The following is a 26,901-nucleotide window of genomic DNA, read 5'->3' on the forward strand; positions in this document are numbered from 1 at the left end:
AACACGAGAGAAGGGATGTCGTGGACAACTGGATACGGTGCTTCCGCCCGGCCCCCGACGCCGGAGCGCAGTTGCTGTGCTTCCCGCACGCAGGTGGTTCGGCCAGTGGCTATCACTCGCTGACGGCCGAGGTCGGGGGGAGGGCCGAAGCGCTGGTCGTGCAGTACCCCGGGCGGCACGACCGCATGGCCGAGCCGTTCGCCGAACGGCTCGGCGACGTCGTGGAAGCGGTGCTGGCCTCACTCCCCGCGAGCGGGGGCCGGCCGCTGGTCCTGTTCGGCCACAGCATGGGCGCGCTCCTGGCGTTCGAGACCGCGCGGCGGCTCGCGGCCGAGGGGCGGGAGCCCGCGGCCCTGATCGTCTCGGGCAGCGAAGGCCCGTCGCTGCCGCGGCCCGAGCGGTTTCCCAACCCGCCCAGCGACCAGGACCTGATCGGGGAGATGCGGCTGTTGTCCGGCACGGACGACGAGCTGCTGACCCATCCGGAGATCCTCCAGCTCGCGCTGCCACCGCTGCGCGCCGACTACGCCATGCTGTTCTCCCGCATCCATGTACCCGGGCCGCCGTTGCGCTGCCCGGTCGTCGCGCTGACCGGTGACAGCGACCCCCGGGTTTCCGTCGAGGGCGTACAGGCATGGGAACAGGAGACCGAAGGTCCCTTCGAGCGGCATGTACTGTCCGGCGGCCACTTCTTCCTGGGCGACCACCTGACGTTCGTCGCGGATCTCATCGCCGCGCGCGTGCCCGGTCGATCGGCCCGTACGTTCGCCTGACACCACGCACCGCACAGGGCTTGGGCCCCGACCCCCTTCCGGGTCGGGGCCCAAGCCCTGTGCGGTGTCCTCACTCACTCCGCCTCGAACTCCGTGAGCAGGGCGTCGAGGGAGTCGTCGCCCTCCCCGGCCGCGACGATCCGGCGGGCCATCTCGTGCAGCGTCAGCTGCTCCAGGAAGAGCGTGATGGGGACGTCGAGGTCGAAGTCGTCCCGCAGGCAGCCGACCAGGTGGACGGCGGTCAGGGAGTCGCCGCCGGCCGCGAAGTACGTCATCTCCGGGTCGTCGGTGTCCGTCAGACCCAGGGCGTCGGCGAGCAGCGCGCGGACGCCCTGCTCCAGGTCGGCGGAACCGCCGCCCTGCTCCGGCTGCTCCCCGCCCGGTGCGACCTGGCCGAGGCGGTAGGCGCCGTGGCTCTCCCCGGCGAAGGGGTAGGACGGCAGGGCGACCCGTCGGCCGCCGCCCTCCCGCATCACCGGCTCACCCGCCAGCCAGGCCTCGCCGAGCGGGTCGGGCCCGCCCAGGCCCGCCGCACCGCCCGAGGCCAGTTCGGCGAGCAGATCCGCCGCCCCCGCCCGGTCCCCGGCCCGCACATAGCCGCGCACGGCCATCGGGGCACGGCCCAGGCACAGCGTGTACGCGGTGTCGGCGAGCGACGGGGCACCCGGCGCCCGCAGCGCCCCGGCCAGCCGGCCGGCCATCGCGGCGAGGTCCTCCCGGGTGCGGGCGGACAGCAGCAGGACCTCCGGTGCGCCCTGGGCGTCCGGTTCCCCCGCATCGCCGCGCCGGGGCGCCTCCTCCAGGACCACGTGCACATTCGAGCCACCGATGCCGACCGAACTCACCCCGGACCGCCGGGGACCGAGCTCGGGCTCCGGCCAGGCGGTCGCCCGCTCGACCAGGTGGAACGGCGAGTCGTCGAAGCCCAGTTCGGGGTGCGGACGGCCCGCGTCGGCGTTCGGCACCAGGGTCGCGTGCTCCAGCATGAGCACCGACTTGATCAGCGCGGCGACGCCCGCCGCGGCGTCCAGGTGGCCGATGTTCGACTTCACCGAGCCGATCCCGATCCGCCCGGTGCCGAGCGCGCCCTTGAACGCGGCGGTCGCCGCCGCCGCCTCGATCCGGTCGCCGAGCGCGGTGGCCGTGCCGTGTGCCTCCAGGTACTGGGCGTCGGCCGGGTCGAGACCGGCCGCCGCCCAGGCCTCCACGATCGCGGCGGTCTGCTGGTCGACGCCGGGCGCGGTGAACCCGACCTTGGTGGCTCCGTCGTTGGTGACGGCGCTGCCCCGGATGACCGCCCGGATCGGGTCGTTGTCGGCGAGCGCGTCGGACAGCCGGCGCAGCACGACCACGCCCACCCCGTTGCCGGGCACGGTGCCGCCGGCCCGCTCGTCGAAGGGACGGCAGCGGCCGTCCGGCGAGTAGATGCCGCCCTGCTGGTGGATGTAGCCCCGCTTGCGCACCGTGTCCATGGCGACGCCTCCGGCCAGCGCCGTGTCGCACTCGCCGAGCAACAGGGACTGCACCGCGAGGTGCACCGCCGTCAGCGAGGTCGAGCAGGCCGTCTGCACCGTCAGGCTCGGGCCCTCCAGGCCCAGCCGGTACGAGATCCACGGGGCGAGGAACTCGCGGTCGGTGAGGATGCGTACCTGAAGCGCCCCGATGGACGCGGCGAGCCGCGGATCGGTCTGCGCGGCCAGCATGTGCTCGGTGGGGCCGCCGCCGACGTACACGCCGGTACGCGCCGTTCCGCCGAGCGGGCTGCGGCCGGCGTCCTCCAGCGCGGACCAGGCCGTCTGCAGGAGCAGCCGGTGCTGGGGGTCGAGGGCCGCCGCCTCGGTGCGGTTGAAGCCGAACAGCTCCGCGTCGAAGCGGTCCGCGTCCACGAGATGGCCCTTGGCCGGTATGTGGTCGCGGCCGCGCACCTCCTGCGGGTCGGCGCCGTCGGCGATCAGTTCCTCCTCGGTGAAATCGGTCACCGAGCAGAGCCCGCCGAGCAGATTCGCCCAGTAGGCGTCCAGGTCGGGGGCGCCGGGGAAGCGACCGCTCATCCCGACGACCGCGATCGCGGAGTCGGCTGCGAGGGGCTCGGCGGCGCTGGCGTTCTCGGTCATCGTGTGGTGCCTTTCCGGTAGCTGAGTCGTCGGGCTGCGGCGGTGCGTCGTGCGTGCCGGTCACCGCCGCGCGCGGCGGCCGTGTCGGCGGGAGGAGCGGTTGCGGAAGCCCCGGCGGCGGTCCCGGCGACCGCCCGGTCGAGGTAGGCGGCGAGGGAACTGACGGTGGGGTGACGGAACAGGTCGACCAGGCTGAGCTCGCCGTACGTCCCCAGCTCGCGCAGGGCGGACAGCACACTCAGCAGCCGGATCGAATTGCCCCCCAGATCGAAGAAGTGATCGGTGACGGCGACGAGTTCGAGGTTCAGCACGCGGGCCCACAGGCCCGCCACCAGCCGCTCGGTCGCGGTGCCCGCGACGGTGGTCGAGCCGTCCGGCCGGCACCGCACGGTGGCGGGTTCCGGGAGCCGGGCCCGGTCGATCTTGCCGTTGCTGCTGAGCGGCATCTCGTCCAGGCGCACGAACACCTCGGGCACCATGGACCCGGGCAGCCGCCGGGCGAGATGGGCGCGCAGCTCCGCGTCCGGGGGCGCCGCCCCGTCCCGGCCCACGACATACGCCACGAGCCGCTGCGCGGTGCCCGTGCCGCGGACGGTGGCCGCCGCCAGGGCGACGCCCGGCGCGCCGGCCAACAGGGTCTCGATCTCGCCGAGTTCGACGCGTACGCCGCGCAGCTTGACCTGGAGGTCGGAGCGGCCGAGATAGTGGATCAGGCCGTGCGCGTCGATCCGGCCCAGGTCTCCGGTGCGGTACATCCGGGTGCCCGGTGCGCCGTGCGGGTCGGCGACGAACCGTTCGGCGGTCAGGCCGGGCCGGCCGATGTAGCCCCGCCCCAGCGAGGCACCGGCCACGTAGATCTCACCGGCCACCCCGGCGGGGACCGGCCGCAGCCGCTCGTCGAGGACGTAGACCCGGGCCCCGGGCACGGCGCCGCCGAGCACCACGGGCTCACCCGGGGTGAGGTCCCCGGTGGTCGCGTAGACGGTCACCTCGCTGGGGCCGTACGCGTTCACGATCCGCCGGCCGGGCGCGCTGAGCCGCTCGACCAGTTCGGCGGGGCAGGCCTCGCCGCCGACCGCGACGGTCCGCAGCTCGGGCAGCTGCCCGGTCAGGTCGGGCAGTAGCATCGCGGCGGACGGCGGCAGGAACACATAGGTGATGCGGGAGTCCCGCAGCCGTTCCAGCAGCGCCTCGCCGATCCGCTCGTCCTCCCGCGGGATGTGCAGTTCCGCTCCGGCCACCCAGGGGAAGAAGAGGTCGGACACGGCGACGTCGAAGCCGAACGACACGAATTGCAGCACCCGGTCGTCTGCGTCGACCGGGAAGGAGTGCCGGACCGCCCGGGTGAGGTTGAGCAGCGCCCGGTGCTCGATGGCGACGCCCTTGGGGACGCCGGTGGAGCCCGAGGTGAACAGGACGTAGGCGAGGTCCTCCGGGCCCGGTGCGGCACCGGTCGTGGCGGCCCCCGGGGTGACGGGGTCCGTGACGGCCGGGCGGTCGACCCGGATGCACGGCACCTCCAGGCTCTCCCCCTTCTCCGCGGTCTCCCGGGAGGTCAGGAGGAGCCCGGTGCCCGAACTCTCCACCATGTGACGGAGCCTGGCCTCCGGATGGGCCTGGTCCAGCGGTACGTACGCGCCGCCCGCGCGCAGGACGGCGAGGGCCGAGATGCCCTGGTCGGCCGAGCGCGGCAGCAGCAGACCGACCCGGAAGCCGGGCCGCACCCCGGCGGCGCGCAGCCGGGCGGCCAGCGCGTCGGCCCTGGCGAGCAGTTCGGCGTAGCTCAGGCGGAGGTCGCCGCAGACCAGGGCCGTGGCATCGGGGTGTTCGGCCGCTCGGTCGGCGATCAGGTCGGGCACCAGGCGGTCCAGCGGCGCGGCCTCCGCGAGGCGGTCGGCGCCCGCGATGATCCGGCGGCGCTCGTCGGCCGGCACCAGCTCCGCGGCGGACAGCGGTGCGGACGGGTCCGCGAGGAGTCCGGCCAGCAGCGTGCGGAAGTTGTCCGTCCAGCGGCGGACCGTGCCGGCCTCGAACAGGTCGCTGCGGTAGATGAACTGGGCGGCGAGTCCGGCGCCCCACCGCTCCATGAACAGGTGGAAGTCGAACTTGGCGGTGTCCAGGGTCAGGGGGAGCCGTTCGGTCGTCGCGCCGGCCAGTGCCAGATCCGGCGCGGCCTCGTCCTCGTAGCTGAGCGCCACCTGCACCACCGGGTCGTGGCTGGTCTCACGGACCGGGGCGAGGGTGTCGACGACCGCCTCGAACGGTGCGTCCTGGTGGGGCTGCGCCGCCAGCATCGAGGCCCGGACGCGGCGGGTGAGTTCGTCGAGGGAGGGGTCGCCGGACAGGTCCACGCGCATCGCCAGGGTGTTGGTCAGCATCCCGACCATCTCCTGGAGTTCGGGCCGCTCGCGCCCCGACGCCGGATAGCCGATGACCAGGTCCTCGCCGCCCGAGATGCGGGAGAGGAACGCGGCGTACGCCGCGAACATCGTCATGAACGGGGTGGCGCCCTGGACCGCGGCCACCTCGGCCAGGCGCTCCCTGACCTCGGCATCGAGCAGGAAGCGTTCGGTGCCCCCGGCGGCCGTGCGGACCGGCGGGCGCGGGCGGTCCAGCGGCAGTTCCATGGCGGCGGGCGCGCCGCGCAGCCGGTCGACCCAGTGCTCCACGGACGCCTCGAAGGCACCGTCCGCGGCACGCTCCCGCTGCCAGGCCGCGTAGTCGGGGAACTGGAGCGGGAGTTCGGCCGGCCGGTAGGCCTGCCCCCCGGCCTCGTGCCGGTACCCCTCGGACAGCCCCTCCAGCATGAGGCCGAGCGACCAGCCGTCGCAGACCAGGTGATGGGCGACGAGCAGCACCCGGTGGCTGCCGTTGTCGACGGCGTACACGGTGCAGCGCAGCAGCGGCCCCTCGGCGGTGTCGAAGGGGAGGGCGGCCTCGGCGCGCACCAGGGCGTCCGCACGGTCGGCGGGCACGTCCTGCCGGACCGTGAGCGGCACCCGCCCGACGGCCGAGACGCGCTGCGCCGGGGTGCCGTCCTCGGCGGTCCGGAAGACGGTCCGCAGTGCCTCGTGGCGGGCGACGAGCGCGTTCAGCGCGCGGCCGAACGCGGCGGTGTCGAAGGGCCCGTGCACCGCGAAGGCGACCGGGACGTTGTACTGGGGGGAGCCCGGATTCAGCTGGTCGAGGACCAGCAGGCGGCTCTGGGCGTCGGAGGCGGGGAACTCGTACTCCTCGTCCCCGCTGCTCTCCCCGGCGTAGAGGTCGATGAGATCGACGGCGTCGACGGTCATGGGTTTCAGTCCCCTCGGAGGGCGGATTCGAGGACCGCGGCGATCTCGGCCGCCGGGCCCGGAGTGAGTACGTCGCTGTGACCGCAGTCCAGTTCGTGCACGTCGAGCGCGGCGGTCACGCGCTGCCAGGCCTCGGTCTTCTCGGCCGTGGTCGGCCAGTCGTCGTGCGTCGCGGAGAAGAGCGTCGTCCGGCCGTCGTAGGGGGACGGGCACCACTCCCGTACGAGCCTGGTGTGGTGTGCCCCGGCGTCGACGAGGTTGTGCAGACGGGCGGGGGAAAGGCCGTCGAAGGCTCCGTCGCGGGCCATGGAGAACACCTCGGTCCGCTCCAGCGGGCCGGCCGGCAACGGCAGCTCCGGGGCATGGGAGTGGAGCAGGATGCGCAGCATCTCGTCCTCGACGGCCGCGGGGTCCGGCGGCGTGCGCCTGATCTCGTCGGGCATCGGCATGGCGTCCACCACGGCGAGCATCCCGACCTCCTCGCCGGCCCGGCGCAGCCGCACCGCCAGCTCGTGGGCGAGCGGACCGCCGAAGGAACGGCCGAGCAGCAGATACGGTCCGTGCGGCTGGAGTGCACGCACACTCCGCAGATACAGGTCCGCCATCTCACCCATGGTGGGCGGGAGTCGGCCGACGCCGCTCAGCAGCGCCGGGCTCTGCAGGGTGTGCACGGGGCGGGCCGGGTCCAGGTGCGGCAGCAGGTTCACGTACGACCAGCCGAGACCGAGCCCCGGGTGCACACAGATGAGCGGGGTGCGGTTGCCACCGGTCCGCAGGGTGAGCACCGGCTCCAGGCTGTTGTGGTGCGGCTCCTCCGGCGCCGTCGCGGACGACGGGCGTCCGGGAGCGGCGCGCAGCGGTGTCCCGGGAGCGGGGCCGTTCGTGGACGGTGGGGCGTCGAGCCGGGCGGCCAGAGCGGCCGGGGTCGGCGCGTCGAACAGGGCGGAGACCGGGATCCGTACGCCGAGGACCGTCTCGATCTTCGACTTCAGGCGCAGCGCGGTCAGTGAATGGCCGCCCGCCAGGAAGAAGTCGGTGTCGGGCCCGACCGCGGGGACACCGAGCACCGTGCCGAACAGGGCACACAGCTCCCGCTCGCGCGGAGTGCGCGGTGCCCGGTCGGCCGCCGCTTCCCCGCCGGGACCGGGGTCGGGGAGCGCGGCCCGGTCGACCTTGCCGTGGCGGGTGAGCGGCACCTCGTCGATGCGGACCCACAGCGACGGCACCAGGTGCGCGGGCAGCCGCTCGGCGGCGTGCGCCCGCACCCGGGCGAGGGTCCGGTGCCACTGCTCCTCCCGGTCCGCGTCCCGCGCCGGCACCAGCCAGGCGGCCAGCAGCTTGCCGCCCGCCGCGTCCGGCCGGGCGCCGACCACGGCCCGCGCCACACCGGGGCAGCCCGCCAGCGCGGCCTCGACCTCGGCGGGCTCCACACGGAAACCACGCACCTTGACCTGGTCGTCGGCCCGGCCCGCGAACTCCAGCACGCCGTCCGGCGTCCAGCGGGCCAGGTCCCCGGTGCGGTACATACGGCTGCCCGGCGGTCCGTACGGATCGGCGACGAACCGCTCCGCGGTGGGAACCGGCCGCCCGAGGTAGCCCTGGGCGAGCCCGCTGCCGCCGATGTAGAGCTCACCGGTGGCTCCCGCCGGGACGGGGCGCAGCCGGACGTCCAGGACATGGGCGCGGGTGTTGTCCAGGGGACGCCCGATGGGAACGGCGCCCGGGTGCCCCGCCGGTTCCCCGGACGCGGTGTGCGCGGTGGCGAAGACCGTCGTCTCGGTGGGGCCGTAGCCGTTGACGACCACCGTGTCCGGGCAGTGCTCGCGGATCCGGCGCACCGTGTCGGGCGCGAGGACGTCGCCGCCGGACCACACCTCGCGGAGCCCGGACAGCGCGCCGGGCGCGATCTCCGCGACGGTGCGCAGCAGTTCGGGTGTGAGCATGAGCCCGGTGACCCGCCGTTCCCGGACCACCCGCTCCAGCAGTTCGGGGGTGACCGCTTCGGAGGGGGCGACCACCACGGTCCCGCCGTTCAGGAGCGGGACCCACACCTCGTAGGTCGAGGCGTCGAACGTGTACGGGTTGTGCAGCAGCACCCGGTCGTGGGCACCGCCCGCGAAGCGGCCGTCGGTGGCGAGTTCGGTGATCGCCCGCTGCGGGACCACCACCCCCTTGGGCTCTCCGGTGGAGCCGGAGGTGTAGATCACGCAGGCGGCGGCCCCGGGATCGGCGGGGACACCGTCGAAGGACGCGGACGCGGACCCGGATTCCTCGGCGACGTCCAGCACCGCGGTACCGGCGGGCAGCCGGGCGGCGGCCGGATCCGTCCCCGCGGTGAGGACCAGGGAGGGTGCCGCCGCGGACATCAGCCGGGCCAGCCGCTCCGCCGGGTGCGCCGGGTCGAGGGGGAGCCAGCAGGCGCCCGCCTTGAGGACCGCGAGCTGGGCCACGACCATGGAGGCCGAACGGGGCAGCAGCAGGGCCACGGTGTGCCCCGGCGCCACACCGGCCCGGACGAGGCGGCCGGCCAGCCGGTCCGACGCGGCGTCGAGTCCGGCGTAGCTGAGGGTCTCGCCGTCCGTGTCGACGGCCGGCGCGTCCGGGGTACGGGCCACCTGGGCGGCGAATCGCCCGGTCGGGGTGGCGGGTGCGGCGGGCGCGCGGGTCGGGCCGTCGGCCAGGGCCAGCAGGCGGTGCCGCTCCGACTCGGGCAGGGCGTCGATGTCCTCCACCGGTGTCCGCGGCGAGCGGGCCAGCTGCTCCAGTACGTGCGCCAGGCGCTCGGCGACCGCCGTGGCGGAGATGCCCCGGCGGCAGCTCACGGACAGCAGCAGCCGGTCCTCGGCGACCGCCGCGATCGTGACCGGGTAGTGCGTCGCGTCCGACACCTTCGCCAGGCGGACGGTGCCGGGGCCGTCGTCGCTCCCGGAACCCCGCGGGAAGTTCTCGAAGGCGATGATCGAGTCGAAGAGCTCACCGGCCCCCACGGCGCGCTGCACCTCGGCGGCGCGGGCGTGGTGGTGCTCCAGCAGCCGGGACTGCTCGTCCTGGATCCGGCGGAGCAGCTCCTCCACCCGCTCGCCGTCCCGCAGCCGCACCCGTACCGGCAGGGTGTTGATGAACAGCCCCACCATGGACTCGACACCGGGCAGGTCGTGCGGGCGCCCCGAGACGACCGCGCCGAAGACCAGGTCACGGGAGCCCGTCAGCCGGGCCAGGACCAGGGCCCAGGAGACCTGCACCAGAGTGTTGAGGGTGACGCCCGCCGCGGCGGCCCGCCGGACCAGCGTCTCGGTGAGGGCGGCGGTCAGCCACAGCCGCGAACGGTCGGGCGCCGTGTCCGGTCCGGCAGGGGCCAGCAGCGCGGGCCGTTCCAGACCTTCCAGCGACGCGCCCCACGCGGCTTCGGCCTTGTTCCGGTCCTGACCGCCCAGCCACACCAGGTAGTCCCGGTAGGGCGCGGCGGGCGGCAGCGGCCGGCCCGCCACGAGGGCGGCGAGGTCCCGCTCGACGACCGGCATCGACCAGCCGTCCAGCAGGATGTGGTGGAAGGACACGATCAGCTCGGCACCGGTGTCGTGCCGCAGGAACGTGGCACGGACCAGGGGCGGGCGGGCCACGTCGAAGCGGAGCGCCGCGTCCTCGCGCAGCACCTCGTCGGTGCGCGCCCGCACCTCGTCCGGGGCGAGACCCGTCAGATCCACCTCGGTCCATGGCACCCGGACCGCCTTCGGCACGACCTGGACCGGCCGGTCCAGGCGCTCGTGGCGGAAGCAGGCGCGCAGATTGGGATGCCGGTCCAGGAGCGCGGTGACCGCGGCCCGTACCGCTTCCCCGGTGATCGCGGGGCCGATCAGGAAACGGGCCTGCACCAGATAGGGGTCGGGGCCGTCGGTCTGCCGGGCGGCGTGGAAGAGCAGGCCCTCCTGGAGCGGGGAGAGCGGCAGCACGTCCGCGATGCGCGCGTTCATCGTCGCTCCCCTTCGTCGCCGGCGGAGCCGGCACCGTCGAAGCCGGCGTCGAGATCGTCGAAGTCGGCTTCGAGATCGCCGAAGTCCATGTCCTGCCCGAGCAGTTCGAGCTGGTCACCGGTGAGGTCGACGAGCGGGAAGTCGGACGGGGCGTGGACGGCTCCGCCGTCCGGTCCGCACGTGTCCGCGAGGACGCCGAGCGCCTCGGACCACGCCCCGGCCAGTGCGCGTACCTCGTCCTCGGGGAACACCCCGGACGGGTAGGAGAAACTCGCCTCCAGAACGGGCTCGCCGTTCTCCTCGCGGGCCAGCACGTCCACCTCCAGGGTGTGCGCCAGCGGCACGGCGTCCGGGCCGGGCTCCAGCAGCCGCCCGCCCGCCGCGTCGCCCGCGCCGAACCGCCCCAGATAGTTGAAGCGGACATCGGGCACCGGGAGCGCGGCGAGGGCCGGGCCGGTCTCCGGGTTGAGGTAGCGCAGCAGACCCCAGCCGAGCCCGCCCGAGGGCACCGCCCGCAGCTGCTCCTTGACGCACTTCAGGGCCTCTCCCGGCTGACCGCCGGGCGCCACCGACGCGGCACCGATGTCCAGGCGGACCGGGTACTGCGTGGTGAACCAGCCGACGGTGCCGGACACATCGACCTGGGCGGAGACGACCTCGCGCCCATGGCCCTCCAGGTGGACGAGGAGCGCGGATCCGGTGCCCCGGCGCTGGACGGCCGCCGCGGTCAGGGCGGTCAGCATCACCGCGTCGGGACGGCAGTTGAAGGTGCCCGGCAGGGTGAGGAGCACACTGCGGGTGAGCCCGGGGCCCAGGTCGAAGGTGAGGGTCTCCCGCTGTCCGTCCGCACCCCGGACGTCGGCGAACCGGGCGGTTTCGTCCGCCAGCTGCCGCTTCCACCAGGGGAGTTCGTCGAGCCGCAGCCCGGCCTCCTGGGACAGCAGCCGGGACCACCGGGTGAACGAGGCGGTCTTCGCGGGTGCGGCGTCGCCCTCGGAGCGGTGGTCCAGCGCCGCGGCGAGCTCTTCCCCGAGCACCCGCCAGGAGAAACCGTCCACGGCCAGGTGGTGCACGGTCAGCAGCAGGGCGCCGGGACGGCCGGGGCCGGGATCGAGCCACACCGCCCGCACCATCTCGCCGTGCTCGGGCCGGAGGGTGATGGTGCGGGCCAGTTCCGTCGCCCGGGAGTGGAGATCGGTGTCCGCCGGCACGGCCACCCGGACGGCCGCCGCGTCGGCGGGCGCGCTCTCCTCGGGCACCTGGAGCTCCCAGCCGGTGTCGTCCTCGCGCACCAGGCGCATCCGCAGCGCGGCGTGCCGCTCGACCAGTACGGAGACGGCCTCCTCGATCGCCGCGAGTCCGGTGCCGGGCGCCAGCGGGAACAGCATGGACTGGGTGAACGTGGCGGTGTCCCGGACCTGTTCGCGCCACCAGTGCATCACCGGGGTGAGGGGCAGCCGCCCGGTCCCGGTGTCCTCCTGCGCCGGGGTGTCGACATCGGGCGTACGGGCCAGCACGGCCAGCCGGGCCGGGGTGCGTACGGTGAACACGTCGTGCGGCGAGAGCACGAGTCCGGCCGCCCGCGCCCGTGCGGCGAGCTGGATCGCCATGATGCTGTCGCCGCCGAGCCGGAAGAAGTCGTCGTCGGCACCGGCCTGTTCGAGGCCCAGCAGCTCGGCGAAGAGCCCGCAGAGGATCTCCTCGCGCGCCGAACCGGGGAGCCGGACGGTGTCGGCGGTCCGTGCGGCGGGCGCGGGCAGGGCGGCCCGGTCCAGCTTGCCGTGGGACGACAACGGCAGCGCGTCCAGGGCCACCACGGCGGCCGGGACCATGGCCGCGGGCAGGCGCCCGGAGGCGTGCAGGAGCAGCGCGTCCTCGTCGATCTCCGCTCCCGGCGCGGGCACCGCGTACGCGACGAGCTGCGCGCTGTCGCCCCGGTCGTGCCGTACGACGGCCACCGCCCGTTCCACGGTGGGGTGTTCGGCGAGCGCGGCGGCGATCTCACCCGGTTCGATCCGCAGCCCGCGCAGCTTCACCTGCTCGTCGCCGCGCCCGAGGTAGTACGTGCTGCCGCTGTCGTCGCGGTGGGCGAGGTCGCCGGTGCGGTACATGCGGCTGCCGGGCGGACCGTAGGGGTCGGCGACGAACCGCTCGGCGGTGAGCGCGGCACGTCCCAGGTAGCCGCGGGCGAGCGCGGCACCCGCCAGGTACAGCTCACCGCCTGCGCCGGCCGGCACCGGCCGGAGCCGCTCGTCGAGGACATAGGCGATGGTGCCCGCCACCGGTGTGCCGATGGGCGGCACCGTGCCGTCGGCTTCCAGCGGCCCGGAGACGGTGGAGACGACGGTCGACTCGGTGGGCCCGTAGGCGTTGTGGAAGCGTCGCCCCGCGGCGGCCCAGCGGGCCACCAGCTCCGGCGGGCAGGCCTCCGCGCCGACGACGAGGGCGCGCAGATCCGGATGCGGTCCGGCCGGTACGGTCGCGAGCACGGACGGCGGGACGAACGCGCAGGAGATCCGCCGCTCGGTCAGAACCGTCCCGAGGGCCTCGCCCACGAGCGGACCCGGGGGCGGCAGCACCAGGGTTCCGCCCGAGCCGAAGGCCAGGCACAACTCGCCGACGGAGATGTCGAACGAGGGCGGCCCGAGCTGGAGAACCCGGCTGTCGGCGTCCAGCCCGATGCCGTCCACCAGGGTCCGGGTGAGCGCGGCCACCCCGGCATGGGTGACCACCACGCCCTTCGGGGTGCCGGTGGAGCCGGAGGTGTGGATGACGTGGGCGGCATCGAAGGGTTCCGGGCCCCCCGGCGGCAGCGGTTCCCCGGCCCAGGCGTCCTCGTCGAGGACCAGGACCGGCAGACCGGTCTCCAGGGGCGTGGCGCCCGGCTCGGTGACGAGGAGCACGGGCGCGGCCTCGGCCAGGACCCGGCGGATCCGCTCGGCCGGGTGGGCGGGGTCGAGGGGCAGATAGGCGGCGCCGGCGCGCTGGACGGCCAGCGCCGCCACCGGCCAGTCACTGCCGCGGGCGAGGGCGAGGGCCACGACCCGCCCGGGGCCGGCCCCGAGTTGCACCAGCCTGCCCGCCAACCGGGCCACCCGGTCGTCGAGCCGGGCGTAGCTCAGGGTCTGCCCCGGGGACTCGACGGCCGGGGCGTCCGGTGTGCGGGCCGCCTGCCGGGCCACCAGCTCGGGCAGCGTGAGGGGGGCGGGGGCGGTGGGCCCGGCGGATCCGGCGAGCAGCTGATCGCGCATGGCCGGGGGCACCAGGTCGATGTCCCCGACGAGCGCGGTGGGGTCGGCGGTGATCTGCCGCAGGAGCTCGACGTAGCACTGCGTCCAGCGGGCCACCGTCGCGGGGCCGAAGACATCGGTACGCAGCCCGAAGCTGCCCTCCATGCCGTCACCGCTGTCCTTCACCACACCGACGAGGTCGTGCTCGCCGCCGGTGTGGATGCGCTCGGGCTCCGCGAACTCCTTCATCACCGAGACGCTCGGCTGCTGCGTCAGGTGCATGAACACCCACTGGTACAGCGGGGCCCGGCCCGCGCTGCGCTCGGGCGCGGCGGCCGACACGATCCGGCCGACCGGCACGTCCGAGTTGGCCATCAGATCCGGGAAATCGACGGCGAACCCGGCGAGCACGTCGGCGAAGGACCGGTCCGGAGTCACGTTCCAGCGGGTCGGCACGGCATTCATGACGTACCCGATGACCTGGTCCAGGCCCTTGGCCGCGCGGTTGGCGATGGGGGTGCCGATCACCAGGTCGTCGGCGCCGCTGACCCGGTGCGCCAGGACGGCGAAGGCGGCCATGAGGACGACGTAGACGGAGGCACCGCGCTCCCTGGCCAGGGCCCGCACGGCGGCGGTGGTCGGCGCGTCGATGTGGAAGGGGACCTGCGCGATGCCGTCGCCCTCGGTGACGGAGGCGGTGGAGCCCGGCACGGTGAGCGGACCGGGCGGGTCGGCGAGATAGCGCCGCCAGAAGTCGAGCCGGCTGGCGAAGACCCCGGACTCCTCCAACTCGCTCTGCCAGGAGGAGAAGTCGGCGTACTGGACGGCCGGCCGGGTGAGGGGCGGCTCCAGGCCGTCGCGCAGGGCGCCGTACGCCTGCGCGAACTCGTTCTGCAGCACGTCGAACGACCACCAGTCGCTGATGGTGTGGTGCAGACTCAGCATCAGGGTGGAACGCAGTTCGTCGACCTGGACGAACCGGGCCCGGATCAGCTTGTCCCGGCCGAGGTCGAAGGGACGGCTGCGGAAGGTCTCGAAGGCCTCGTCGATCGTCCTGCCGGTGCCCCGCAGATCCTCGCGCTCCAGATCGAAGGTCCCCTCGTCGCCGAACTCGACATGCAGCTCGCCCGACGGGTCCGTCACGATCCGGGTCCGCAGGATGTCGTGGTGACGCTGGATCAGCGTCAGCGCCGCCTCCAGATGCGCCGGGTCGACGGCCTGCTCGAAGTGGTAGGCGGCGCACAGGTTGAGCGCGGGGGTACCGGGATACAGCGAGTCGTACACCCACAGGTCGTGCTGCGCGGGGCTCAGCGGCACCCGGCGGGCCGGGTCGCGCGGCGGTATGACGGCGGGTATCTCGCGGGCCCGTCCCGCCTCCAGCAGACGACGCATCAGGCGGACCCGCTGCTCCCTGCCGAGTGCGCCGAACCGGTCGGCCATGGAAGAAGGGGATGCCGCACCCGGGACGGGGCGCGAAAAGGTGGGGGCGCTCATCACAGGTTCTCTTTCAGTTCGGCCAACCGGTGCAGCCCGGCCAGTACGTCGTCGCGTCCGATGCCGAAGTCGATGAAGCAGGCGATCTCGTCGACGCCCAGCTCGGCCAGGTCGGCGAGCATCTTGGCGCAGTGGCCGGGGGAGCCGAGCAGGCTGCCCCAGCTCAGATAGCGCTCGAACGCGAAGTCGGCGAGCATCGCGGTCTGTTCCTCGGTGAGCCCCGCGGTCGTGGTGTCCGCGGAACGGTTGGCCGCGGTCTGGCGTACGTACGAGGCGAGATAGGTCTTGAGCGGGGCGCCCGCCATCCGGCGGACCTCCGCGTCGTCGGTGCCGACGTAGGTGTGGGCCATCAGCGTGACCCGGCCGTGTGCGTCGGTGCCCCGCTGGTCGGGGGCGGCGGCGCAGGCGGTGCGGTAGCGGGCGATCTTCTCGGCCAGCTCGTCCCGGCTCTGCCCGACGGTCGCGCCGAGCACTCCGGCACGCAGCCGTCCGGCCGCCTCCCAGGTCTCCGGGTTGCCGGAGGTGGTGATCCACAGCGGCAGGGTGTCCTGCACGGGCCGGGGCTGGGGCGTGACGGAGACCGGGGTGCCCGTGCCGTCGGGGTACTCGGCGGGCTCGCCCGCCCACAACGACCGCAGCCGCGGGACGGTCTCCAGGGCGGATTGCCGACGGTCCGCGTACTGCTCGGGGGCCAGCGTGAAGTCCTTGGAGTGCCAGCCGGTGGCGACGGACAGACCCACCCGCCCGTGCGAGAGGTTGTCCACGACGGCCCAGTCCTCCGCCACCCGCAGCGGGTGGTGCAGCGGCAGGACGACGCTCCCCGCGCGGATCCTGATCCGTTCGGTGGCGACGGCGAGTGCCGCGCTGAGTACCGGCGGGCTGGGGAAGACCTGTCCCACCTGCTGGAAGTGGCGCTCGGGGGTCCAGACGGCGTGGAACCCGAGCCGGTCGGCGGTCCTGGCCACGGCGAGGATGTCCTCGTACGTCTCGGTGTGCCGGGCCTCGCCGGCGGTGGTGCTGTCCGCACCGAAGAACATCACACTGAGGTCCACTGCCACTCCTCCTGCTTCCTGCTGGGCTGGGTCTGGGTCTGCGGACGGCGCGGCACCCGGGGGCGGCGCGGGATGGGGGACGCGGCGTCCGGCTCGGGCCGGGCGAGCGCCCGTTCCAGCTCGGCGGCGAAGGCGGCGACCGTGGGCGCGGCGAACAGCTGGGCCACGGTCACCGGCCGGCCGACGCCGAGCCGGGCCACGGCGCGCACCGCGCGCAGGGAGTTGCCGCCGAGTGCGAAGAAGTCGTCGTCCGGGCCGGCGCTCGGCACACCGAGGACCTCGCACCACACGGCGGCGATTTCCTGTTCCAGAGCGGTCATCGGGCGCTCCGCGGTGCCTCGGGGCCGGGCCGGTGCCACGATCCGGTCGCTCTCGCAGGCCCGCCGGGGCGGCTCGGTGAGACCCAGCCGCGACAAGGGCGTGTCGGGGGCGGACGCGGCCGCCTCCAGGGCCTCGGGGAGAGCGTGGGCGAGCCACTGGACGAAGTCCGCCTCCAGCGCCTCCCCGCGGTACTCGAACGTCAGCGTCAGCCCGTCCGGTGCGCCCAGCTCCGAGGTGGAGTCCGTGACGTCCACCAGGAGTTCGAACCGGGCGGCGCCGGTGCGCACGATCTCGACGCCGTGCTCGGCACCGGGCAGCGTGACCTCGGCCCGCGCGTTGTTCTGGAGCGCCAGGACCACGTCGGTGAACGGCTGCCGGCCGGGGGAGCGCGCCGGGTTGAGGGAGCCGACCACGTCCTCGAACGGCACGTCCTGGTGGCCGAACGCGGCGAGGTCCGTCTCCCGCACCCGGGCGAGCACTTCGGCCGCGGTGGGGTCGCCGGAGAGATCGGTGCGCAGCACCAGCATGTTGACGAAGAACCCGACGACGTCCTCGACGCTGCCGTCCCCGGCGCGTCCGGCCACCGGTGCGCCGATCGCCAGGTCCTCGTCCGCGCCGGCCCGCACCAGCGCGGTGGCCAGCGCGGCGTGCAGGGCCATGAAGAGCGTGGCGCCCCTGGCACGGGCCGAGTCGGCCACCCGGGCGTGGGCCGCCGCGTCGAGCCGGCACTCCACGACCTGCGCGGCCGGACCGGGTACGGCGGGACGCCCGGCGCGGCGGGGCAGCAGCGGACCCTCGGCCGGCAGCCCGTCCAGCTCCTTGCGCCAGTACGTGAGCTGGCGGGCGGCGAGCGCGTGCGGATCGGACGGTGAGCCGAGCCGGTCGAGCTGGTGACGGGCGTGCTCCCCGTACGGGACGGCGAGCGGGGCGAGTGCGGCCGGGTCCGCACCACGGACCCGTGCCTCGTAGGCGCGTGACAGATCGCGGAAGAGCGGCCGCAGGGACCAGCCGTCCCCGGCGATGTGGTGGACCAGCACCAGCAGCGCGTGCTGGTCCGGCCGCTCCCGGCTGGTGAACAGCGTTGCCCGTACCGGGAGTTCGGCACGCAGGTCGAAGCGGTGGCGGGCCTCCCGCCCGATCTCCCGGTCCAACGCCTCCTCGGTGACCTGCAGATGACGGAAGGGAGGCCGGGCGGCCGCCCCGCTCAGCACCCGTCGTACGGGGGCGCCGTCGGACTCCTCGAAGACGGTGCGGAGCACTTCGTGACGGTCGGCGACCCGGGCCAGGGCGTCGTCCAGCGCGGCCGGGTCGACCGTACCCCGCAGCCGGACCAGCATCGGCAGGTTGTACGCGGCGCCGGCCCCGATCCGGTCCAGGAACCACAGCCGGTGCTGCGCGTGCGACACCGGGAGCGCGCCGGAGGCGGCGCCGGGCGCGGCGGGGGCCGCGGGGGGCGCCGGGGGAGCGGCGTCGACGAGCGGGGCCAGCAGCGCCGGGGTGGGCGCCTCGAAGAGCCCGCGGATGTCGATCTCGGCGCCGAGCGCGGAGTGGATCCGGCCCAGCAGCCGGGCGGCGAGCAGGGAATGGCCGCCGAGGGAGAAGAAGTCGTCGTCCGGGCCGACCGGGTCCGTGCGCAGCACCTGGGAGAAGAGGTCGCACAGCGCGGCCACGGTGCCGCTCACCGCCGCCGGTCCGGCGAGGGCCGTCGCGGATCCGGGCTCCGGCAGGGCGGCCCGGTCCAGTTTTCCGCTGGGGGTCAGCGGCAGCGCGTCCAGCGGCACGAAGACCGCCGGTACCAGGTAGTCGGCCAGCGCGTCGCGGGCGTAGGCGCGCAACTCCGCTTCCCGGAAGTTCTGCCGGGCGCCGCCGTGCGGTACGACGTACGCGGTCAGCTGGCGGTCGCCCGCCGGGTGCTCATGGGCGACGACCGCCGCCCGGTCGATGCCGGGGTGCCGGGCCAGAACGCTCTCGACCTCACCCGGCTCCACCCGGAAGCCCCGGATCTTCACCTGGCTGTCGGCCCGGCCCAGGTATTCGAGGACTCCGTCGGCACGACGTCGCCCGAGGTCGCCGGTGCGGTAGACACGCTCACCGGACGGGGCCGCGACGAAGCGTTCGGCGGTCAGCGCGGGCCGCCCCCGGTACTCGCGGGCGACGCCCGCCCCGGCGGCGTAGATCTCACCGGTGCGGCCGTCCGGTACCGGACGGAGTTCCTCGTCGAGGATGTACAGCCGCTTCCCCGCCAGCGGACGGCCGATCGGCACCGGGCCCGCGCCGACCTCGGCGCGGGTCACCGGATGGACGGTCAGGAAGATCATGCACTCGACGGGCCCGTAGCCGTTGCTCAGCCGCAGCCGCGGACTGCGCTCCAGGGCGCGGGCCGCGTGCGGCGCGGACAGGGCCTCGCCGCCCACCACGAGTTCCCGCAGTCCGTCCATCACCTGCGGGTACTCGTCGACGATGACGTTGAAGAGGGATGCCGAAAGATACATGGAGGTGATGCCGTGCTCGGCGACGAGCCGTGCCATCACGAAGGGCTCGGGCCGCTGCCCCGGGTGCAGGACGCAGGTCCCGCCGTTCATGAGCGGCCCCCACAGCTCCAGGGCGAACGCGTCCCACGACAGCGGGGCGCACTGGAGCCAGACCGCGCCGTGGCCGAACGACGCGAAGGTCTGCCCGGTGAGGGTGGACGTGATCGCGTGGTGCGACGAGGCGATGCCCTTCGGCCGCCCGGTCGAGCCGGAGGTGAACATCACGCAGGCGATGTCGTCGGGCCGGACCGGGACGGCGCCGCGCGGCAGCGGCTGCGCGCCGTGCGCGTCCTCGATGTGCACCTGTGCCACGTCGAGCATCCCGGGCGCGGCGTCCCGGGCCGAGACGACCACGGCCGTCCCCGCGTCCTCGGCCATCGCGCGCAGCCGTTCGGCGGGGAAGCCGGGGTCCAGCATCACGTAGCCGGCTCCGGCCTTGAGGATGCCGAGCACCGTCACGACGAGTGCGGTGGAGCGCTCCAGGTACACCCCGACCGTGTCGCCGGCCCGGATGCCCCGGGCGGCCAGCAGACCCGCCAACCGGGCCGCCTGCGCGTCGAGTCCGGCGTAGTCGATCCGTTCGCCGCCGTGGATCAGCGCTGTCGCGCCGGGCGTCCGTGCCACCTGCTCCTCGAACAGTTCATGCACGCACCTCATCCCGCTCACCTCCTTGCCCGCCGCTCTGCTCGACGGGCCCCTGCGGCGCGTCGAGGTCGGGCAGCAGGGTGTCGATGTCCCGGATCGAGCGGCTGGCGAGTCCCCAGAGGGCGACCCCGGTCCCGCCGATGCCGGCGAGGAGCAACATGGCCGCCATGCCGCTGCCCGGACCGTCGCCGACGAGGGGACCGAGCACGGTGAAGAGCCCGGAGCCCCGGGCGGCCAGCGGTTCGAAGACATGGTCGGCGAGCGGTCCGGAGACCGCCATGGCGATGGGCACGGAGATCTGCGACAGGAACATCACCGCGCCGAAGACCCGGCCCTGCCATTCGTGGGGGACCTTGGTCTGCACGATCGTCTGCATCGAGGCGTTGACCACCGTCATGAGCAGGGCGCCGACCAGGATGGCCAGGCACCAGCCGGTCACCCCGTCCACCAGGCTCATCACCACCAGGGCGGACAGGCACATGCCGACCACGCCGAGCATCATGCCCCGGCCCCGGTTCGCGGGACCGCCCCAGGCCGCCATCAGCAGGGCGCCGGCCACTCCGCCGATACCGACCGAGGTGTTGACCGCGGCGAGTGCGCCGTTGCCGGCCCGCATCAGCACCATCGGCGAGATGAGGGCGAAGCCGAAGACCATGACGAGGTTGACGACACAGAAGTTGACGATCAGGTCGCGCAGGCTGGGCACCCGGAACAGGAAGCGCAGCCCCTCGGCGGCATCGGCGGTGATCCGCTTGCGCGGCGCGGCGGCGTCCTTCGTCACCCGGTCGCCGTTGAAGCGCACGATCCGGATGCCGATGAGGGCGAACGCGTAGCTGGCCAGGTCGACCAGGAGCGTCGGGCCGATCCCGAAGAGCGTGACGAGCAGACCGCCCAGCGCGGGGCCGCCGATCCCGGCGGCACTCTTCGCACCTGCCAGCAGGCCGTTGGTGCGGTCCAGTTGGTCCTTGCGGACCAGGAGGGGAACGGCCGAGGACAGGGCCGGGAACTGGAAGGCGGCGCAGACGCCGAGCAGTACGGCGGCCGGATAGACCTGCCAGGCGTGGAAGGCGCCGAGGTAGTGGAGCAGCGCCAGCGTGCCCACCACGAGGAGCCCGCCGGCATCGGCTATCTGGAGCGCGGTGCGCTTGGGTATACGGTCGACGATTGCGCCCGCAATGGGACTGAACACGGCCTGCGGCAGCATGGCGCACAGCGAGAGGATGGTGACGGCGGTCGCGTTCCCGCCGGACGACCACACCTCGACGATGAAGGCGAACCGGACCGCCGCGCTTCCTGCCAGGGATACCGCCTGACCGGACCAGACGAGGAGAAAGGGCCCCATTCCCGAAAAGCGACCGGGAATGTCCGTTGATATCCGGGTGCCCATCAGGATCCGGATCCCTCGTGCACCGGCAGCCGGCACATCGTGCCCGAGCCGACGAATGGTTTGGTTGCCACGCCTCAATCCCCCAGGATGTCGCATCCTCTGCGGATCACCACGGATCCCTGTCTGAGTGGAACGGGGCCATCATGCGGCCATCGATTACCGCTGCGTTCCCTTAGCGAACGCGGGAACGGGAAGAAGGCGGGAACGGTTCGGGAGGGAACCGGGAGCAGGGAGGGCAAGGGTCGTTCTGTAGTTGTCTGCAGAAGGAGTACTCCGTGAAGGACCCCAGGGATCGTTCGCCCGACGGGACGGAACTGCGCCAGGCCCTCCAGGACCTGTCCACCGTGGAACGGTGGGCCGAGCGTGTGGCGTCCGGTGTTCAGTCCCATCCGTACACCGCGCCGGAGTCCTTGGAGGGGCCCCAGCTGAGCGTCGAGACCAGAACCGAGAACGGCATGCACACGGTGGCCGGGATCGTGGAGTGGCCGCCCGGGAACGGTGCCGGTCCGGCGGTCCTGGACGAGACGGAGCGCGCGGTGCTCCGTTCCCTCGTGAGATCGCTGCTCGACCTGGCCGGCCACGAGTCGGGAACGGCCCGTACGCGTGTGGTGCTCACCCCCCTCGGGCCCCGGGTCGCCGCCTGTCAGCTCGACGTGGAATAGCCGTTGCCGGTCCGTTCCCGCGGCAGTTCCCCCCGGCGGTATCGGGGCAGGAACGGACCGGGAACGCCGATCAGCAACATCAGTGGTGTCGGGAAGCGGAACACCGCAGAACCTCACAAACACCACTTAGGGGCGGGACATGGGACGCAAGCTTGCTGGACTCTTCGGGATCATCGCGGCGACGCTGGCCTTCGGTATCGGTACGGCCGTCGAGGTGGGGCAGTCGCACGACTCCCGGGGTGTTCAGCAGGTTGTCGCCGACGACAAGGTGCCGACGATCATCGGCACCCACCTGCTCGCCGACGACAAGGGTCCGACGATCATCGGTACCCGGGGGACCGACGACGACAAGGGCCCGACGGTCATCGGCACCCACGTGCTCGCCGACGACAAGGGCCCGACGATCGTCGCCCGGACGATCACCGACGACAAGGGTCCGACCGTGATCGGTACGCAGGGCACCGACGACGACAAGGGCCCGACGTCCCCCGCCATGTGATCCCACCGCCTCGACACACGAGCCCCGCACCGGAGTCACGGTGCGGGGCTCTTCGCTGTCCGTCCCGGGGCGGCGGCCCCGGCCGGGCGGCTGCCGTGCGCGCGGGCTGCTCCGGGGTACGGCGCCGGCGGGCGGGCGTCAGCCGCGCCGGTGATCCGCCGGTACGTCCATCTCGGTGAAGAGCTGCTCGGCCTCCGCCCGGTACCGGGCCGAGTCCGGTGTGTCCCCGAGGACGTCGGCCATTCCCGCGAGCGCGTAGGCCTGCTCGATGCGGTAGCCGAGGGACGAGGCGAGTTCATGGGCGTGGGTGTGCAGCGCGAGCGCCGCCGCCGCGTCGCCCTGCCGGCGGCGCAGCCGGCCCACCACGTTCTCCACCTTGGCCCGGCGCAGGGGCGAGGAGTTCGTCCGCATCATGTCGAGGGCGAGCTCCGCCTGGTCCGGGACGCGGGGCGGCCTTCCCAGCCGGTTCTCCACATCGGCGGACAACGCCAGGGTCAGGGCGAGGTTCGCCTCGTTGCCGGCGTCCCCGTACAGTGCGCGGGCCTCCGTCAGGCAGCGGTCGGCCTCCTCGTACGCGCCCAGGCCGACGTGGGCGAAGGCGAGGTCGGTGACGGCGCCGGGCAACCCCTCGTGCTGCCCCAGCTGCCGGCTCAGTTCGGCCGACCGCTGGGCCGCGTCCCGCGCCTCCTCGTACCGTCCCCACTGTTCGTAGAGCGTGCTGAGGATGGTCAGGCTCTCGGCCTCCGCGCGCGGCATGTCCAGGTCGCGTTCATACGCGATCGCCGTCTCCATGTGGCCCAGGGCCGCGGAGAAGTCGCCGAGCAGACTGTTGAACTGGCCGAGGACACTCTCGCTGTGGGCCTGGGTGTGCAGGTCGCCGAGCCGGATCGCGACGTCCCGGCTCTTGCGGGCGGCTTCGAGGCCCTCGGAAAGACGGCCGAGTTTCCAGCAGGCGACGCCAAGGTTGGACAGGCTCACCCCCAGCAGTGCCAGATCCTCCAGGCGGTTGGCGGCGGCGACCGCGACCCGGCTCAGCTCGCCGAACTCCTCCAGGAGACCGAGGTCGTTGAGCTGGAAGACGAGATTGCGGGCCAGGCACACCACATAGCGGTCGTGATCCCGGCGCTCGGCGAGCGTGACGGCCGCGAGGAGCGACGTCTGCTCGCGCTGGAACCACTTCCGCGCCCGCTCGGGCGTGCCGAGGTCCGGCAGTTCGGCCGCGGAGGGTTCGATACCGGTGCTGCGCCTGCGCCGCCCGGAGTAGAGGAGGTCGCACGCCACCTCGGTGGCGGTCAGGTAGTAGCCCAGCAGCCGCTCCACCGCCCCGGAGTCCTCGGGGGACTCGACGAGCAGGCTCTGCGCGAAGCTGCGGACCAGGTCGTGGAAGGTGTAGAGGCCGATCTCCGGCTGCTGCACGAGGTGGACGTCGAGCAGCATCTCCAGCAGGTCCTCCGCGTCCCGGGCGGAGGAGCCCAGCAGCGCACCGGCCACGTGGACGTCCATGTCGCTGCCCGGGTGCAGGGCCAGCGTCGAGAACGCGTTCCGGCACTCCTCGTCCAGGGCCTGGTAGGACAGGCGCAGGGTGGCGGAGACGCTGCGGGCGCCCGAGCTGAGCTCGTCGAGCCTGCGGGTCTCGTCGCGCAGCCGTTCCGCCAGGTACTGGAGCGTCCAGCGCGGGCGGTTGCGCAGCCGGGCGGTGGCGATCCGCAGCGCGAGGGGGAGGTGGCCGCAGAGCCGGGCGAGTTCCACGGCCGCCTCGGGCTCGGCGGCGACGCGCTCGGCACCGAGCGTCTCGGCCACCAGCATCGCGCTGTCCTCGGGCGGCATCACCCCGATCGAGATCCACTGAGCGCCGTCCAGATCGACCAGACGGGCCCGGCTGGTGACCATGACGAGGCAGCCGGGGGAGAGGGGCAGCAGCGGGCGGATGGCGGCGGCGTCGGCAGCGTTGTCGATGAGGATCAGCAGCCGCTTGCCGACCAGGGTGGCACGCCACAGGGCCGTGCGGGCGGGCGCGTCGTCGGGGATGAGATTGCCCGGCACGCCGACGGCCCGCAGCAGAGTGTCGAGCGCGATGCCGGCGGTCACCGGCTGGTCGCCCGGAGTGTATCCGCGCAGGTCGATGTGGAGCTGACCGTCCGGGTAGTCCGGTGCGAGCCGGTGCGCGGCCCGCACCGCGAGCGAGGTCTTGCCGCAGCCGCCCATGCCGTCGATGGCCACGATCTGGGGGCCCTGCTCGCCGCCGCTCTTGGCGCCGTGCAGGATTTCGGCCAGTTCCCGGTCCCGGCCGGTGAAGTCCGCGAGGTCGTACGGGAGGGTGCTGGGGGGTTCGGCGGGCAGCGCCACGGCGACGACGGGGGCGGCGGCCGGCTCGGGGCCGGCCAGTTCGGGGCTCTCCCGCAGGATTCCCTCGTACAGCTTGGTCAGATTGGGGCCGGGGTCGATGCCGAGTTCCTCGGAGAGGAGCTCGCGCACCTTGCCGTACTCGTCCAGGGCCTCGGCCTGCCGCCCGGACCGGTACAGGGCGATCATCAACTGGCCGCGCAGGGACTCGCGCAAGGGGTGCTGCTGGACCAGTTCCCGCAGTTCGACGACGAGTTCGGCGGCCTCGCCGAGTGCGAGGTGGAGTTCGAAGAGCTGTTCCGCCGCGGTCAGCCGGCGCTCCTCGATGGAGGTCGACGCGGCCTCGATGACCGGACCGCCGCCGCCCGACAGAACAGGTCCGCGCCAGAGTGCGAGGGCGCCGCGCAATATCTCGGCGGCTTCGGCCGTCCGGCCATCGGACGCCGCGAGCTTCGCTTTGCGTATCAGTAGGCCAAATTCGGCCACGTCGATTTCACATTGTTCCTGGGCTACGCGATAGCCGGGCCCGTCGGTGACGAGGACGTCGGCACCGCCGGGTATCCGTCTTCGGAGATCGGCAACTGCCTTGCGCACTTGGTGCGGTGCGGTCGTCGGCGGTTCCTCGTCCCAGGCCGCCTCGACCAGCCGGGAAACCGGAAGCACTTTTCCGGGCTCCAGAAGCAGAGTGGCCAGAACTCGCTCCTGTATGACACCGCCCAGCCGGAGTCGCGTCCCGTTGGACCAACCCTCTATCGGGCCAAGAATGTTGAAGCGCAGCCGAAACTCTTCTGCAGTTGACACGCATCCTCCCCCTCAGCTCTGCGCACCCGCAGCGCTTCACCAGCGCGAGGCGATCGTAGCCCTTGCAGAAGGAACTCGCGGTACTGCACCGGGAAGAGTTCGGGAATGGCTCGATGGAGTCTGTTCATCGACGGCAGGCCTTCGCTGCCACGGAGAGTACGGAGCGTGAGCGGACCGGAAAGATCCCGGATCGGGCCATGCGTTCCGGACAGTCCTGGGCGGTCGGGTAACCGGCCATTGCGTTTTGTGAGCATGTGGAGACCGAGGAGACAATGATGAATTCCCAGCCCGCACCCGGGCTCGACGTTCTGCTGCAGAATGCGCGCCGGCGGGCGGGACTCACTCAGGAACAGCTCGCCGGGCTTTCCACGGTGAGCGTCCGAGCCATTCGAGACCTGGAACTGGGTCGGGTCCAGCACCCGCGCAGGGAAACGCTGAAGCTGCTCGCCAATGCCATGAGGCTCAGCGACGCGCGGCGCGTCGAGCTGGAACTCGCCGTCGATGCAAAGGCCGCGGGGCGCGTCTTCCAGGACATCTACGGAACCGGCCTCGCCACACCGCCCCCTCCGCTGCGCCCGCTGATCGGGCGGCGCCCGGAACTGGAAGCGCTGACAGCCCGGTTGCGCACGGATCACGAGCGGCTGCTGACCCTGGTGGGTCTGCCGGGAGTGGGGAAGTCGCGGCTCGCCCAGGAGGCCGCCTCGGTGATTCACGCGCGGGACCGGGTTCCGGTGCTGTGGGTCTCCCTGAACGACACCGCGGAGACCACCGGTACGGACCCCAACAATCCGCAGGCGACCGTGACCGGGTGGGTGCGCGCACTCGTCCGCGACGGCGAGGAATTCGAGGAACTGGCCGCGCTCATAGGGTCCAAGGCGACCTTGATCGTGCTGGATGGTCACGATGCGTCACCATCTGTCACCCCTCGCCTGTTGAGTCTGCTGCGTGTCTGCGAGCGCCTGAAAATACTCACCACCACCGACCGTCCGGTCCAGCTGCCCGGTGGACGGCTGCTCCCGCTGGCTCCACTGGCGGTGCCGACCGTCGCCGATCTCGCCGCCGAGCCGGTGGGCGGCTCCCTCGTCGCCGACCGGCACGCCGTCGAGCTGACGCTCTCTCATGTCAGCTATATGCGACCCGATTTCCTCCCCACCGACTCCGTCGTCACCACCGTGGCCCACATCTGCCGGGCCCTGGACGGCATGCCGCAGGCGCTGGAAGCCGCCGCCTCATGGCTGCTGCTGTATTCCCCGCAGCAGCTTCTGGACATCGCCCGCACCACACCGCTGGTCCTGCTCGACGGGGTCACGCCCGCCGATCCCGCCGCCGGCCCCACCTTGGGCGAGCGGCTCACCGCCGCCGTGACCGGGCTCGACCCGCAGTCCGCCGCTCTGCTCCGCACGCTGGCGACGCTGGAGGACCCGTGGACGGTGGACGGCGCCGCGCGTGCCTGCGGCACCTCCCTGGCCGAGACCGCCCGTGACGTGCATGCCCTGCTGGTCCGCGGCCTGATCCGCCGGCTCCCCACCACGGCGGGCGACCCGGTGGGCTTCACCGTGCTCAATCTGGTCCGCGCGGTCCTCGACGCGGAGCAGGAGACACGGCCCGCCGCTCTCGCCGTCGCACTGACCGAATGAGGACCGCCCCGCCGGGACACCGGGGAAGCCCCGCGCGCGTCCCGTCCGAGGCCTCCCCGCGCCTTCCTCCGTCTCCCGCCCGCCCCCTCGTACCACCCGGGGCCCGCCCCCTCGCGCCACCCGGGGCCTCTCGTCCCCCGTTCCGCAG

Annotated in this window: 12 protein-coding genes; 4 read left to right on the plus strand and 8 right to left on the minus strand. The window is 73.4% G+C overall.

All coding sequences use genetic code 11. The features are described from left to right. Positions 1 to 20: 20 nt before the first annotated feature. Entirely contained in the window at positions 21 to 773 is a 753-nt protein-coding gene (locus OG520_RS33870; RefSeq protein WP_406015629.1) for a thioesterase II family protein, read from the plus strand. A gap of 74 nt (positions 774 to 847) precedes the next feature. Here OG520_RS33870 and OG520_RS33875 read toward each other — a convergent pair whose 3' ends face one another. Genes OG520_RS33875 through OG520_RS33905 form a run of 7 tightly spaced genes read right to left on the minus strand, consistent with a single transcriptional unit; the run spans position 848 to position 20,766 of the window. Next, a complete protein-coding gene (locus OG520_RS33875; RefSeq protein WP_406015630.1) occupies positions 848 to 2,887 on the minus strand; it encodes a beta-ketoacyl synthase N-terminal-like domain-containing protein in 2,040 nt (679 codons plus the stop codon). Continuing rightward, positions 2,884 to 6,180 carry a non-ribosomal peptide synthetase gene (locus OG520_RS33880; protein WP_406015631.1) on the minus strand — a complete coding sequence of 1,099 codons (3,297 nt, stop codon included), beginning with the start codon at positions 6,178 to 6,180 and terminating at the stop codon, positions 2,884 to 2,886. Before OG520_RS33880 ends, OG520_RS33875 begins: the two co-directional genes overlap by 4 nt. Before the next feature lie 5 nt (positions 6,181 to 6,185). Then, positions 6,186 to 10,151, minus strand: a complete 3,966-nt coding sequence (locus OG520_RS33885; RefSeq protein ID WP_406015632.1) for a non-ribosomal peptide synthetase — start codon at positions 10,149 to 10,151, stop codon at positions 6,186 to 6,188. Next, positions 10,148 to 14,821, minus strand: a complete 4,674-nt coding sequence (locus OG520_RS33890) for an amino acid adenylation domain-containing protein (RefSeq protein WP_406015633.1) — start codon at positions 14,819 to 14,821, stop codon at positions 10,148 to 10,150. Before OG520_RS33890 ends, OG520_RS33885 begins: the two co-directional genes overlap by 4 nt. 53 nt (positions 14,822 to 14,874) lie before the next feature. Continuing rightward, positions 14,875 to 15,927 carry a MupA/Atu3671 family FMN-dependent luciferase-like monooxygenase gene (locus tag OG520_RS33895; protein WP_406015634.1) on the minus strand — a complete coding sequence of 351 codons (1,053 nt, stop codon included), beginning with the start codon at positions 15,925 to 15,927 and terminating at the stop codon, positions 14,875 to 14,877. Then, on the minus strand, positions 15,912 to 19,436 hold the full coding sequence (locus OG520_RS33900) for an amino acid adenylation domain-containing protein (protein WP_406015635.1): 3,525 nt from the start codon (positions 19,434 to 19,436) through the stop codon (positions 15,912 to 15,914). Before OG520_RS33900 ends, OG520_RS33895 begins: the two co-directional genes overlap by 16 nt. After that, positions 19,420 to 20,766: an MFS transporter gene (locus OG520_RS33905; protein ID WP_406015636.1), complete on the minus strand. Its 1,347-nt coding sequence runs from the start codon at positions 20,764 to 20,766 to the stop codon at positions 19,420 to 19,422. The genes OG520_RS33900 and OG520_RS33905 overlap by 17 nt, the downstream gene beginning before the upstream one ends. Positions 20,767 to 21,086: 320 nt before the next feature. Between OG520_RS33905 and OG520_RS33910 the strand changes: the two genes are divergently transcribed. Both OG520_RS33910 and OG520_RS33915 read left to right on the plus strand, forming a co-directional pair. Beyond that, on the plus strand, positions 21,087 to 21,473 hold the full coding sequence (locus OG520_RS33910) for a hypothetical protein (protein ID WP_266422464.1): 387 nt from the start codon (positions 21,087 to 21,089) through the stop codon (positions 21,471 to 21,473). A gap of 139 nt (positions 21,474 to 21,612) precedes the next feature. Then, the gene (locus OG520_RS33915) at positions 21,613 to 21,972 is read left to right on the plus strand and encodes a hypothetical protein (protein ID WP_406015637.1); all 360 of its coding nucleotides are present in this window, start codon (positions 21,613 to 21,615) and stop codon (positions 21,970 to 21,972) included. 138 nt (positions 21,973 to 22,110) lie between these two features. Here the strand turns inward: OG520_RS33915 and OG520_RS33920 are convergent, their stop codons facing one another. Then, positions 22,111 to 24,978, minus strand: coding sequence for a BTAD domain-containing putative transcriptional regulator (locus tag OG520_RS33920; RefSeq protein WP_406015638.1), 2,868 nt, complete (start codon positions 24,976 to 24,978; stop codon positions 22,111 to 22,113). 413 nt (positions 24,979 to 25,391) lie between these two features. Here OG520_RS33920 and OG520_RS33925 point away from each other — a divergent pair, with 413 nt between their 5' ends. Further along, positions 25,392 to 26,753 carry a helix-turn-helix domain-containing protein gene (locus OG520_RS33925; protein WP_406015639.1) on the plus strand — a complete coding sequence of 454 codons (1,362 nt, stop codon included), beginning with the start codon at positions 25,392 to 25,394 and terminating at the stop codon, positions 26,751 to 26,753. Positions 26,754 to 26,901 lie beyond the last annotated feature (148 nt).

Origin of the sequence: Streptomyces sp. NBC_00984, assembly GCF_045162475.1 — a bacterium.
In the GTDB taxonomy this organism is placed as follows: Bacteria; Actinomycetota; Actinomycetes; order Streptomycetales; family Streptomycetaceae; genus Streptomyces.

What these genes read in the sequence shown, in the direction of transcription:
- OG520_RS33885 (WP_406015632.1), bottom strand. Translation starts at nt 10,151, where the DNA reads ATGAACGCGCGCATCGCGGACGTGCTGCCGCTCTCCCCGCTCCAGGAG.
- OG520_RS33905 (WP_406015636.1), bottom strand. Translation starts at nt 20,766, where the DNA reads ATGGGGCCCTTTCTCCTCGTCTGGTCCGGTCAGGCGGTATCCCTGGCA.
- OG520_RS33875 (WP_406015630.1), bottom strand. Translation starts at nt 2,887, where the DNA reads ATGACCGAGAACGCCAGCGCCGCCGAGCCCCTCGCAGCCGACTCCGCG.
- OG520_RS33915 (WP_406015637.1), top strand. Translation starts at nt 21,613, where the DNA reads ATGGGACGCAAGCTTGCTGGACTCTTCGGGATCATCGCGGCGACGCTG.
- OG520_RS33880 (WP_406015631.1), bottom strand. Translation starts at nt 6,180, where the DNA reads ATGACCGTCGACGCCGTCGATCTCATCGACCTCTACGCCGGGGAGAGC.
- OG520_RS33900 (WP_406015635.1), bottom strand. Translation starts at nt 19,436, where the DNA reads ATGAGGTGCGTGCATGAACTGTTCGAGGAGCAGGTGGCACGGACGCCC.
- OG520_RS33925 (WP_406015639.1), top strand. Translation starts at nt 25,392, where the DNA reads ATGAATTCCCAGCCCGCACCCGGGCTCGACGTTCTGCTGCAGAATGCG.
- OG520_RS33890 (WP_406015633.1), bottom strand. Translation starts at nt 14,821, where the DNA reads ATGGCCGACCGGTTCGGCGCACTCGGCAGGGAGCAGCGGGTCCGCCTG.